This is a genomic window from Geodermatophilus aquaeductus, from assembly GCF_900182545.1.
GTDB classification, from domain to species: Bacteria; Actinomycetota; Actinomycetes; order Mycobacteriales; family Geodermatophilaceae; genus Geodermatophilus; species Geodermatophilus aquaeductus.
In genome coordinates this window covers 1-12,437 of sequence record NZ_FXTJ01000009.1, presented here as the reverse complement: position 1 = coordinate 12,437, position 12,437 = coordinate 1, and the positions used below count along the sequence as shown (strand labels likewise).

Here is a 12,437-nt window from a genome sequence, read left to right as displayed (position 1 = left end):
GCGTGTGGGCGCCATGTGGGCGGCGACGGGCAGGCCGCGGGTCCGTCGGGCGGTCAGGTAGCCCTGTACAGGGCGGCCACGAGCTCCTCCGGCTGGTCTCCGGTGACCGGTCCCAGCCGACCGGTCCTAGCCGACCTGTCCGACGCCGGTGCTGGTGTCAGTCGGTGAAGTCCTCGGGATGGGCGGCGACGTAGGACGCCGCGTAGTGCTCGACGAGGTCTCGTTGCTCGGCCAGTGCGTAGAAGGACTCGTCGAGGGTCTCCAGTCGCGTCTCGTCCTCCTGTGTCCAACTGTCGGAAGCGCTCAGTCGTTCGTCGGCGTCGCCGGCAGCGAAGGTCGGGTACAGGCGCGTCGCCTCCTCCAGTAGCGGGACGTACTCCGACGCGCCCAGGTGCTCGAGGGCTGCCTTGGCGTCAGGCGTCCGATGGCCTGCGGACTCGATCCAGGAGGCAACGCCCCCATTGCCGATCAGACCGGACAGGATCCAGGCGAAGGCGACAGCGCGTTGTCCCTCGGTCAGGGCAGAGAAGTCTCCGGTCTCGTCGACGGCTTCGTTGAATGCCGGCCACAACGGCTCCAGTGCCGCCTGGACCGCATCTCCGCCGCTCATGTGTCCTGCTGGGATCGTTGACGCCAGTGCTGTGCCCTGAGCCGAGGCTGAGTGGGTGCCTTCTGCCGGCGCCGGTGTGCACGAGACGAGGCAAGCGGCCGAAGCCAGAGCGATCGGCACACGCATGACGGAACGGGGGAGGACCACGAGGGCGTCATCGGCGGGGTGGTGCGCTTGCTCAAGCTCAGTGAGGCGCAGGTGCGCTGGCGGCGCAGCGGCGCCGGCTCAGCGGCCGCTGAGCCGGCGGTCGACATCCCCGACATGATTCCGATGTCCGCCCTGACCAGCGATGACGGACCCTAACACCGCTCTGACCTGGGGGTTCAACGTTTGTAGTGGCTGGCGCTGATCTGGTCCGCACGGTCGTTCTGCGGACTAGCTGCGGACTGGCGGCGGACTACGGCCCCACCGTGCTCAACGAGCTGTGCCCCGTGCGGGCGCCCGAGATGTCTGCAGTGGCCCCGGCTAGGGGAGGAGCGACATCCGGCGCTCGAGGGCTGCGAATGTGGTGGCCATGGCCTGTGCCAGGGAGGCGAGGTCACAGTCGTAGAGGCGGCCGTCTGCGAGTTGGGTGGTGAGCTCGCGGAGGACTTGCTCCCAGTCCCGACGGGTCGGCGTAAGCACCACCCGAATCTCGACCCGGCGCTCGACAACCTGGATGGCTGAGCGGCCGGACGCGGCCGCGCGGCTCTGCTCCCAGGCCCAGCGCCGGCAGCCGACCGAGCACCACTTGGGGATCGGTCCTCGGGATTGTGGCGTGATCGCATCGCCGCACCAGGCGCATGACGACGCCGCCGCGCGTCGCGCCCTGCCGTCGAAGGACCCGCGCGGCGATGCATCGGACCCAGGGGATGCCTCGCTGCTCCTTCGGCGCGAGGCGCGCTTCCGACGCTGCCGCTCGGCCTCCTGCCGGCGCGCCTTGTAGCTGGCGCTCCTTGCTGCCATGGAGTCAGCGTCCGGGCTGACCTCCTGGAACTCGTCCGACGAATTGGCAGCCGGCTAGTGCAAGAGGTGTGTGCCACTTGGTCCGGCGGCTTCTTCAGTACGGCCAAGCGGTCGCCAGGCCCTCCGCGCCGTGGCGCTGACGCGCGCGAGGGCTCGTCTCGCGCTGTCAGCAACGTGAGGGGCGTGGAGGAGCCTGAGCACGAGGGGGCCGCCCGTCTCACTTCCCGACGGAGGCGTCCCACCTGCCCCCGGTACGGGTTTCCACCTGCCCCCGGTACGGGTTCCCGCCTGCCCTCGGGGCGGGTTGCAGCGTGCCGATGGCTTTGCCGTGACCAGGGCGGTGTTCGAGACACCTCACTCGTAGCCAGGGAGGAAGGTCAGGCGTGTCGTCCGCCAGGTCGTCCACGGAGGCGGCCTGGTGTCCCTAAGCGGCCCACTAAGGGACACCGGCTCACGTCCGCAGGGCTCAGTCGAGGATGCGGGGTACGTCTGCCTCCTGGGATTGCCGTGAGCGTCGGTACTCGTCATAGGTGGCGATGGCGTCGGCGATGTCGGCGCGTGCGGCGTCCAGGACGTGGCGTCTGGGCGGCTGCCCGTCGGCACGGAACCAGGTGTCGAGGTCGGTTGCGGTCAGCAGCCGGCCCGGGCCGAGCGGCTCGACGCGGTAGAGCTGTGAGTCAACGGCCAGACCGCGGAAGCCAGGACCGAGATACATCAGGCCGAAGGCGTCGATCAGTCGCCGGTCATCCATCAACGCGAGGTGGTCGAGATGCTTCGCCGACAACGGCTCCGCCGGCTGTGTCGGCGAGGCCTCCCTCGTCGTCTGTCGCTTGAGCAGGTGTCTGGTCATGAGGGCGGGGACAGTCGCAGCGGTCTGCAGCACGAACGCCGAGGTGATGTGCGGCTGGAGGCGTTCGATCAGCTCGCGGGCTCGAGCGACGGTCGACTCCGGTGGGCTGAAGCCATCCTCCAGTAGCTGGAAGAGCACCCGGCCCGGCGGATGCTCAAAGGCGACTTCACGCACTTCGCCCGGCCAGTCCATCCCGCTGGCCCAGACCTCCAGGCTCGGGCTGCCCAGGGCCAGCCGGGCGGTGGCCTCCCACTGCGCCGCTGGCACCTGCAGGCTCGACATCCCGTGCGCCACGTAGCGCTGCCCGGTCGCGCCGTTGCTCATCTGCTGGCACCACGCCAGCGCCGTGTCGACGACGGCGGCCCACGCCTCTTCCTGCAGATCGCTGCGGTGCCACCCGCGCAGCAGCGTCGGGACACCGGCGGCGCGACGCTGCTCTCGCCGGCGCAGAGCGTCGGGCCGCCACGGCAGGGTCACCGACACCGCAGTGCGCGCACGCCGGATCGCCACAGGACCCAGGTGGCTCGGCGCCGCCATCCGAGGGGGACTCAGGGTCTCCTGCTGCCGATCGATGCGGGCATCGATCCCCGCGACCTCGAGCGCCGCAGCCAGCTCGGTCACGGCCGCCACGGTGTGCTTGTGCTCCGCATAGCCGACCAGCCGGAGTAAGCACACACCGTCGGGCAGCTGCAGCGGACCCAGCACCTGCACCAGCTGCAGGTCTGGACGCTCCTCCGCGCGCGCCCCGGCCTCCGCCACCCACCTGGTCAGTACGTCGGCCAGCGCACCCCGCGTCGCGGAGCTGATCACCAACCACAGCCCGTCGCCGTCCCGCAGCGCGGACCTGATGCCTTTCACGTCAACCGAGACCGCCACACCACGTCCTCTCGCAACCCGGCCACCATCAGCCTGCGGTGCCGGCCACCCACCGCCCACCATCCGTGCCGGTCGGTACTCCGAACGGGGTGCCCTTGGGTGACCGTGTCCCTGAAGCCGCCCTCACGGCGAGCCGGCCGTCGCGTGTCCCTAAGCGGCCCACTATGGGACACCGCGCTTAGGACCACGGGTCAGTCGAGAAGTGGGGGAATGTCTTGCCCGTCTGAGCGCTTGGCTCGGTAGTACTCGTCGTAGGTGACGATGGCGTCGGCGATATCGGCGCGGGCGGCCTCGAGCACTTCGGGCTGGGGAGTCTGCCCGTCGGGCCGGAACCAGGCGTCGGGGTCATTCGCGGTCAGCAACCGGCCCGCGCCGAGCTGCTCGACGCTGTACATCTGCGGATCGGCTGCCAGGCCGCGGAAGCCGGGACCGAGGTACATGACACCGAAGGCGTCGATGATCCGCCGGTCGTCCATCGGCGCCAGCGCATGGATCTGTGTCACCGGCGCCGCCGGCGCCGCCGTCCTCGCCCATCCCCTCAGCAGCCACGCAGTCTGAATCGTTGGGGCGTGCGCGGCGCGCATCGCGAACGCCGAGGTGATGTGTGGCGTTAAGCGTTCGATCAGCTCGCGGACCTGGGCGACGGTCGACTCCGCCGAGCCGAAGGCCTCCTCGTCGAGCTGGAAGAGCACTCGATGGGGCGTGAACTCGAAGCAGACGTCGCGCGCCTCGTCCGGCCATTGCTCCACGCTCGCCCGAACGGGCACGCTCGCGCTGCCCAGAGCCAGGCGGGCGGTGGCCTCCCACTGCGCCGGCGCGGTTTGCAGACTGGACAGTCCGTGCACCACGTACCGGTTCCCGGTCGCGCTGCTGCGCAGTTCCTGACACCACGCCAGCGCGGTGTCCACGACGGCGGCCCACGCCTCTTCCTGCAGGTCGCTGCGGTGCCACGCTCGCAGCGTGGCCGGGGGGTTGGCGGCCCTGCGCTGTTCCCGCCGGTCGAGCATGCCGGGCCGCCACGGCAGCGTCACCGACACCGCGGTCAGCCGGTGGCCCGTGGGGATGTCTCCCAGCGGGCTGAACTTCTTCGGCGCCACGTCGATGCGGGCATCGAGCCCGGCAGCCTCCAGTGTCGCTGACAGATCGGTGACCACCGCCACCAGGCGCTTGGCTTCGGCATAGGTGACCAGGCGTAGCAGGAACACCCCGTCAGGCAGCGCCAGCGGACCCAGCAGCTGCACACCCATCAGGCCCGGAAGCTGACCCAGTCGCGGCTCCGCTTCGGCCGCCCACGACGCCAGCACATCACCCAGCGCACCCGGCGATGAGGCGCTGACTAGCAACCACGGCCCATCGTCATCCCTCAGCGCCCGCTTGAGGCGCTTGACGTCGACCGACACCGCCATCACCACATGCCTCGCTTTCGCCACCGGACACCGGACACCGGCAGCATGCGATACCAGGCGCGCACGAGCGACCGTCGTCCACCAAGCATCGCCTCAACGAGGTGCAGCCAGGCGAGCGTGTCCCTGAAGCCTCTCGGCAGACGAGCCAGCGGGTGTCCCTGAGCGGCCCACTAGGGGACAGTTGGCCCGTCGTCAGGCAGTCCTCCTGTCGGTCCTGAGGGGCCGTGCGCACCGGTTGCGTCTCGTTCGAGGTGGGTGGGCAGGCCGGCCCACTCCATGAACGAGGTACCGAGCAGGAAGTCGCCGTCGTCCCCTGGCCTAGCCGGTATGGAGTGACAGCGCGTGAGGCCGACGTCAGCCCAATCCGGGTCACGCCGTTTGAGCTTGAACAGGCCGAAGATCGGTCCCGGGTGATGCAGGCCTCCCGGATCGGGTGCAGGCGCCGGTGCCCCCGGCAGCTGCGCCACGACGTCAGCCGGCGGCACGCGGCGACCATCCCAGGCCAGCCGCTCAAGAATGGGAGTGGCGGCTTCCCGCGTCTCCCGGATCTGCACAACCCGCAGGAGGACGACAAATCCCGTGCTCGCCGTCCAGGCCAGCACATCGCCCGGCCGCAGATCCGTGACGTAGCGCCAGGGCCGGCGCACGGTCCTGCGGGACGGCTGGGGCCCCGTGAGCTCAGTCCGCAGGGACGCGAGGACCGCCCTGCGCGCTTCGGCCGGTCCTGGGCCCCATGCCTGCCAGCGGATCAGGTCCCGGCCGGAATCGATGACCTCCAGTGCTCGCCCGCGAACCTCGTCGGTCAGCCGACCGTGGCGGGACTGGGTCGCCGCCAGCGCCAGCCAGAAGACCGGCTCCTCCTCGGCGTCCAGGCCCTGCCACTCGACGATCGTGCGGCGGGTGGCCTCGTCGTCGGGTACCCGGTCCTCCAGCAGATGGCGGTAGCTGTCTCGAACATCGCAAGCAAGGTCGTCCAAAAAGATCGCTGGGCCACTCACGCTCACGTGCTGTCTCCTCCACGGCGATCAGTTACTTCGTTGCGTTGGTCTTCACGGGCATGGGCATCATCGGCGCTTTGTGTGTGTCTCTGAAGCCGCCTTCAGGGACAGCTGCAGGCGTCTCGCGTTCGAGCGAGTCAGGCCGGCGCCCCATCCCCTCATGTCGGTCGACCTGAAACTGGAGCGCCGACTGAGCAGCTGTCCCCAAGGCCCGTTGTCCACAGCGGAGCAGCCTGTTTCGTTGACGCAGGGACCCGCCGTGGGGACGGTCCGCCCATGGCGGGGTCGATCAGCACGGTCGAGCTGGAGGACGGCACCAAGCGCTACCGAGGTCGGTACCGAGACGTCGCGGGCCGCCAGCACGAGCGGCGCTTCCGGCGGAAGGTCGACGCCCAGCGGTGGCTCGACGAGCAGACCTCGGCGCTCGTTACGCAGACCTGGACGGCTCCCGAGCGCGGCCGGGTCACGGTCGAGGCCTGGGCGGCGCAGTGGCTCGACGCGCAGACCGGCCTCAAGCCCAGCACCCGGTACCGCTACCGCTCGCTCCTGCGGTCGCAGGTCCTCCCGCGCTGGGGTCGGTACCGGCTGGCTGACGTGACTCACGCCGATGTGGCCGCCTGGGTGGCGAAGACGAGTGCCGGCGGCCTCGCTCCGGCCACCGTCCGCCAGGCTCACCGCGTCCTGGCGCTCGTACTGACGCTCGCTGTCCGCGACGGCCGCATCCCGCGCAACCCGGCCGTCGGGGTACCGCTCCCTCGGGTGCGCCGTGTCGAGCCGCGATTTCTCACCCGCGAGCAGGTCGAGCGGCTCGCGGACGCGGCGGGGGAGTACGGCGACGCCGTCCGGCTGCTCGCCTACACCGGACTGCGCTTCGGCGAGCTGGCCGGCCTCCGCGTTCGGCGCGTCGACTTCCTCCGCCGCCGTCTGACCATCGCCGAGAGCGCCACGGAGGTTGGCGGGACCGTCGAGTTCGGCTCACCGAAGACGCACCAGCAGCGGACCGTCCCGTTCCCCGTTGCACTTGCCGAGCCGCTGGCGCGGCGGTGCGAGGGCAAGGGTCCCGACGACCTGGTCATCACGTCGCCGGAGGGCGCCGTCCTCCGGTCGGGCAACTTCCGGCGCCGCTTCTTCGATCCGGCGGCTACTGCAGCAGGACTGGAGAACCTCAGCCCGCACGACCTCCGGCACACCGCGGCCAGCCTCCTGGTGGCCTCCGGAGCCCACGTGAAGGCGGTCCAGCGGATGCTCGGGCACGCCTCCGCCGCCATGACGCTCGACGTCTACTCGGGCCTGTTCGACGACGACCTGAGCGCCCTCGCCGAGCGCATGGACGCCGCCCACGATCAGGCGGTCACGGAGCGTGCTGTGGGCGCCGTGTGGGCGCCGGCCAAGATCCGCGATCTCGACGACCCGCGACCACCGCGCTGACCTGCGGTTTCGTGTGTGGGGCGGGTGGGGCTCGAACCCACGACCCAGGGATTATGAGTCCCATGCTCTGACCGGCTGAGCTACCGCCCCCCGAGGACGAACCCGCTGGTCAGCGAGCCGTCCGGGTGGTCGGGAACGAGCGTACCGATCCGGCCGGGCCCTCCGGCACCCCGGTCCGACGGCGGCGTCCGCATCGGATCGGGCACCCCCTGACGACGGCGTCGTGCGCGTCGCCTACGGTCGACGCTGCGGTTTGACGGACCATTGCGGTCCGTGCACACTCGCGTACGTACCGTTCCCTCACACCTGATCGCCCCGAGGTGCCGGCCGGCCGAACAGTGGGCACGGCCTCGACCACCTGCCTGACGGCAGCGCGGACGCACCTCCCCGACCAGCCCTCCGGGCGGAAGCCCGCCTGAACCAGGGTGTCGGCCAGACAGGCCGACCCTGTCCCGCCTGCCTGACGGCGGTGCGGACGCACCCTCGGACCCAGCCACCCCGGCCGCTCACGCCGGGGCCCTCGAGGTGCCGATCGCGGGGCCAGCCGGTCTGGCCTGTCTGCCCTGGCGGCAGCGCGGACGCACCTCCCCGTCGAGTCCCCGGCGACACCCCCGCCGGGTCTCTGCCCTGCACCGAACGAGGAGCACCACGGATGACGCGCGACCACGCGATCCCCTCCGACCACCCCCGGCGCCCAGAACGCCGGCGCCACGGCGGTAGGCGCCCCCGGCTCCGCGGCCGGTCGGCAGCGCGCCACCTCCGTCCTCGAGGTCGTCGCGCCGTCCTGAGGACGACGACACGAGGAAGGGCCGGCATCGCCGCACTCCTCGCACTCGCCGCGGTCGTGCTCGGGACGACGGCGATCGCCTCGGCGCTGCCCACCTCGGGCACGGCGTCGAGCACGCTCAACCGCTCGGACAACCCGGTCCTGGCGACCGGAGCGGCCGGCTACTCCGTCCAGGAGGGTGGCACCGGGATGACCCGGGTCGCCGTCACGGACCACGTCGCCGCCCGCTACGCGCTGCGCGTCACCTCCACCGCGTCGACCACCCGCGTCCGCGCCCCGATCGAGCCCGTGACCCCCGGCCAGGCCTGGACCTTCGCGGCCGACGTCAAGGCCTCGGCCCCGGGCGCCCGGGCGCACGTGACGGTGTCCTGGTACGACGCCGCGGGCGCCTTCACGGGCTGGACCGGCGGCACCGCGGTCCCCGTCGGCTCGACGAACTGGACCCGCGTCCAGGCGACGCTGCCCGTGCCCGCCGGGGCGGCCCGCGGGCAGACGGTGGTCAACGTCCTGTCCACCGCCACGAACGCGACCGTCCACGTGACCCAGCACGACGTCCGCCCACCAGCGGCCGGCGCCCCGGTCGGGACGACGAGCCCGAGCGCCTCACCCAGCCCGACCTCGACGCCGGCCCCCTCGTCCACCCAGAGTCCGACGCCGGCCCCGACGTCGAGCTCGGGTGCGACGTCCAGCCCGAGCACGACGTCCAGCCCGACCCGGACGCCGAGCCCCAGCGCGACGCCGAGCACGACGACGAGCCAGACCGCGACGCCGGCTCCCACGGCGAGTGCCACCACGACGGCGAGCGCCGGGACGACTGCCCCGGCGACCTCCGGCGCGCTCACCAACCGGGGCGCGCAGCCGGCCAGCATCGTCTACGGCAACCCCGCTGACTCCCGGACCAGCGCGTACGCCCACCCCGGCGGCCTGGTCGTCGCGGGCCGGGACAACTACCAGGACCAGGTGTTCAAGAACGTGTCGGCCGCCGGCGGCCACGTGCTGGTCTACATGGACGCGGTGATCGACAACCCGCAGGGCCGCTACCACCAGCTGCTCAACAGCAGCTCGGCGTGCGGCGCGGCGACGTCCCGCTGGCCGGGCAACCACCAGGCCAACCAGTGGGGCTACCTCAACGACTTCCGGGTCGGCTCGGTGCTGCAGAGCAAGCTGGAGTGCGTCCTGGAGACGATGGTCAGGGAGAACCCGCACATGGCCGGGTTCTTCGCCGACGACCTGGGCTCGCGGTCGTGGTTCCCGGACCTGAACTGGGGTGCCTTCCCGGACAAGCAGGCCTACCGGGACGGGGCGATCGCCCTGAGCCAGACGTTCCGCCGGGTGGCCGACCGGCACGGGCTGATCGTCATCGTCAACGGCACCTGGTCGGCCAACGACGGCGGCGGCTACCCCAACGCGAGCCAGCACGGCAACGCGCTGGCCGACGGCGGCTTCGTCGAGCACCACGACGGGCAGATCGCCTTCTTCGGGCCCTACGGCTGCGCGGCCCAGTGGGCGGACCAGTCGGCCGTCACCCGCGGTACCGCCTTCATGTACGCGGTCACCACGAGCCGTGCCGGCAGGGACGAGTACGCCAACTCCGGTTGCTACGCCTACGTCAACGAGCAGTCGGCGTCGAGCTACGGCTACGCCCCGCCGTGGGGGACGTTCCACGCCACGGGGCTGCCCACCCGGGTCGGCTGACCCGGGTCCGGAGGCCCGGCCGTCCCCCATCGGGGCGGCCGGGCCTCCGGCGTGTCCGCCGGGCCGGTCGCGTGGGCCGACGGCGCCGCGGAGTGGGTCGCGTCGGCCGCCCGACCTCAGCCTGGGCCGCGGACCCCGTCGAAACCGTCCGGGCCGCCGAAGCCGGGACCGCCGAAGTCGCCGGGGCCGGCGTCGTACAGCCCCTGCGCGACCAGCGAGAGCACCGTGAGCAGCAGGACCATCGCGATGAGGACGGCGAGCGCGAGACGCCAGGTCGCCGGACCGCCGTGCCGGGCCGCGGCCACGCTCGCGCGCAGCTGCTGCCAGGCCAGGGTGCCCAGCGGCCGCCAGCCGGGCGGGGCCGGAGCGGCGGCGACGACGACGGCCGGCGGCAGGTCGGCGGTCAACGGCGGCAGGTCGCGCACGTGCACCGCGGCGAACGCGGCCGCCATCCGGTCGCTGCACTCGTCGGGCGTGAGCAGCCCGCGGCCGACGGCATCCTGCAGCCGGTGCACGGCGGCCAGCCGGTCGTCGTCGGAGGCGCGGAGTGGGGGAGCGACCGCGGGTGCCGCCGGCCGCGCCGTCGTCTGCGGTGCCCTCGTCTGCCACGCCGTCGTCCGTCCTGCCATCGGCATCCCGTCCACGTCGTCCCTCCCTCCGAACTGGTCCGGCGCGCCAGGGTGCCCGCCCTACCTGTGACGGACCTGTGAGCGCGGACACGCACGCGACGTGCCACGTGCGAGGGAGTGGCAGACAGTGCTGTTTCTTCTACGGACCGTGAGGACCGCAGGTCGGGAGGTTGAACGCGCAAGCAGGCGCGCCGTTCCCGTGACCTCGCCGTGACCTCACCCGTCACATCCGTAGTAGTTTCGCCCGCGGTCCTGCCGGGCCTCAGCCCCTCGATCCGCCGAGGGCCCCGGCGAGATCCCGCCTGACCGCACCGGCCTCGCGCCGGCGACGGGGACCGCACGTGGGGGTCCCCGGCACGGTCGCGCCCGCGGAGTCCCGTCGCGGGCACGGTGCCCGTCCCGACGGACGGGCGCTGACCCGGCAGGCGGACGCGAGGAAACGGAGATCCGCCGTCTTGGCGACCCTGCACCACCGGACCGCCCGTCCCGCCTCCTCCCGTCGGCTCCGCCGCACCGTGCTCGCCGCGGGTGCCGCCGCCCTCCTGCTGGCCGCTCCGGCGCCGGCGCTGGCCACTCCCGCCGACGACGTCGCCGCGGCCCAGGCCGCCGAGCAGGAGCTGATGGCCGAGGTGGGCCGCATCCAGGGCGAGGTCACCGCCGCCGAGGAGCAGCTGCAGCGCATGACCGTCGAGGCCGAGGCCGCCGCGGACGCCGCGCTCGTCGCCCAGGCCGAGCTGGCCTCCGCGCAGGCGGCCGCCGCCGTGGCCGCCGCCGAGCTGCAGGCCGCGCGCGACGCCGTCGCCGCGGCCCAGGACGAGGTCGTCGAGCTCGGCCGCGAGGCCTACATGGGCGCCAGCGTGGACGTGGGCACCACCGCCGCCGTGCTCCTCGACAGCGAGGGCCCGCGCGAGGTGCTCGAGCGCGCCGCCACCCTCGACCTGCTCGGCACCCAGCGCGCCGAGACCCTCCAGCAGTACGAGCTGCTCGAGACGCAGGAGGCGGAGGCCGACGCCGCCGCGCGGGCCGCCGTCGCCGAGCGCGACGCCGCCGCTGCCGCCGCCGCGGAGGCCCAGGCCGCCGCCGACGCCCGCCTCGCCGACGCGCAGGCCGACTACGACGCCCTCGCCGCCGACAAGGCCCGCCTCGACGAGCAGCTGCGCGCCGCGGAGGTCGAGCTGCTGCGCCTGCGCGGCATCGCCGACGCCGAGGCCGCCTGGCAGGCCCAGCAGGAGGCCGAGCGGGCCGCCGCCGTCAACGTCGTGTCGTCCGGCGGCGGGGGCATCGCCCCGACCAGCGGTCGGGTGACCAGCTGCTACGGCGCCCGCTGGGGCACGATGCACTACGGCGTCGACATCGCCGCGCCGATCGGCACCCCGATCTTCGCCCCCTCCGGCGGCGTCGTCCTGCAGGCCGGCCCGGCCAGCGGCTTCGGTCAGGCCGTCTACGTGCAGCACGACGACGGCTCGATCACCCTCTACGGCCACGTGAACCAGTTCTTCGTCTCGGCCGGCCAGGTGGTCAGCGCCGGCCAGCAGATCGCCGAGGTCGGCAACAAGGGCCAGTCCACCGGTCCGCACCTGCACTTCGAGGTGCACGAGGGCGGCCTCTACGCCAGCCGCGTCAACCCGATGCCGTGGCTCGAGGCGCACGGCGTCTCCCTCGGCGGCGGCTGCTAGCTGTACTGACCGGAGACGTTGGTCGAGGACGTGTGACCACAGGATCTGACTGACCGATCTTGTGACGGGAGGACCTCCGGGCGTGGAGTGGAGCTGCTGAAGGCGACCACGACACGCACCCGGAGGTCCTCGTGCTCCACGCTAATGCCGTCTTGACCCCGCGCCAGCGTCTGCGCTTGGGCCGTCTGGTCGTCGAAGAGCGGTGGCCCAAGAGCCGGGCCGCGGAGTTCTTCGGGGTGAGCTGGAAGACCGCCGACCGGTGGGCCGAGCGCTACCGGGTCGCGGGTCGCGCCGGTATGGCCGACCGCTCCAGCCGCCCGCACTCCAGCCCGGCCAAGACGGGTCCGGCGACGACGAAGAGGATCGTGTCGCTGCGGCTGCGCAAGCGGTGGGGCGCGGTCCGGCTGGCCGCCGAGACCGGGGTGGCGCCCTCGACCGCCGGAGCGGTGCTGCGCCGCTGCGGGATCAGCCGGCTGTCCCAGCTCGAGCGCCGCGACCACCGGGTGGTGCGCTACGAGCACGCCGCGCCCGGTGAGT

9 protein-coding genes and 1 tRNA gene are annotated in these 12,437 nt (G+C 72.5%); 4 read left to right on the top strand and 6 right to left on the bottom strand.

Features of this window, described 5'->3' with window-relative positions:
* Positions 1-157 precede the first annotated feature (157 nt).
* From FN207_RS19395 to FN207_RS19375, 4 genes are all read right to left on the bottom strand, one after another.
* Positions 158-610, bottom strand: coding sequence for a DMP19 family protein (locus FN207_RS19395; protein ID WP_185938433.1), 453 nt, complete (start codon positions 608-610; stop codon positions 158-160).
* Positions 611-2,021: 1,411 nt separating this feature from the next.
* Positions 2,022-3,281, bottom strand: a complete 1,260-nt coding sequence (locus FN207_RS19385; protein ID WP_142460102.1) for a hypothetical protein — start codon at positions 3,279-3,281, stop codon at positions 2,022-2,024.
* 191 nt (positions 3,282-3,472) lie between these two features.
* Entirely contained in the window at positions 3,473-4,681 is a 1,209-nt protein-coding gene (locus FN207_RS19380; protein ID WP_142460101.1) for a hypothetical protein, read from the bottom strand.
* A 176-nt stretch (positions 4,682-4,857) separates the two neighbouring features.
* Positions 4,858-5,691, bottom strand: a complete 834-nt coding sequence (locus FN207_RS19375; RefSeq protein ID WP_142460100.1) for a hypothetical protein — start codon at positions 5,689-5,691, stop codon at positions 4,858-4,860.
* Positions 5,692-5,961: 270 nt separating this feature from the next.
* Between FN207_RS19375 and FN207_RS19370 the strand changes: the two genes are divergently transcribed.
* Positions 5,962-7,113 (top strand): tyrosine-type recombinase/integrase, encoded by a 1,152-nt coding sequence (locus FN207_RS19370; protein WP_142460099.1) that lies wholly within the window; start codon positions 5,962-5,964, stop codon positions 7,111-7,113.
* A 16-nt stretch (positions 7,114-7,129) separates the two neighbouring features.
* Here FN207_RS19370 and FN207_RS19365 read toward each other — a convergent pair.
* Positions 7,130-7,203, bottom strand: a tRNA-Ile gene (locus FN207_RS19365).
* A 754-nt stretch (positions 7,204-7,957) separates the two neighbouring features.
* Here FN207_RS19365 and FN207_RS19360 point away from each other — a divergent pair.
* Positions 7,958-9,595: a hypothetical protein gene (locus FN207_RS19360; RefSeq protein WP_142460098.1), complete on the top strand. Its 1,638-nt coding sequence runs from the start codon at positions 7,958-7,960 to the stop codon at positions 9,593-9,595.
* 116 nt (positions 9,596-9,711) lie between these two features.
* Here FN207_RS19360 and FN207_RS19355 read toward each other — a convergent pair whose 3' ends face one another.
* Positions 9,712-10,230 (bottom strand): DUF1707 SHOCT-like domain-containing protein, encoded by a 519-nt coding sequence (locus tag FN207_RS19355; RefSeq protein ID WP_246066213.1) that lies wholly within the window; start codon positions 10,228-10,230, stop codon positions 9,712-9,714.
* Between the two features lie 449 nt (positions 10,231-10,679).
* Here FN207_RS19355 and FN207_RS19350 point away from each other — a divergent pair, with 449 nt between their 5' ends.
* The gene (locus tag FN207_RS19350; protein WP_246066192.1) at positions 10,680-11,900 is read left to right on the top strand and encodes a M23 family metallopeptidase; all 1,221 of its coding nucleotides are present in this window, start codon (positions 10,680-10,682) and stop codon (positions 11,898-11,900) included.
* A 176-nt stretch (positions 11,901-12,076) separates the two neighbouring features.
* A partial coding sequence (locus FN207_RS19345; RefSeq protein ID WP_185938432.1) for a helix-turn-helix domain-containing protein occupies positions 12,077-12,437 on the top strand: 361 nt, incomplete at its 3' end.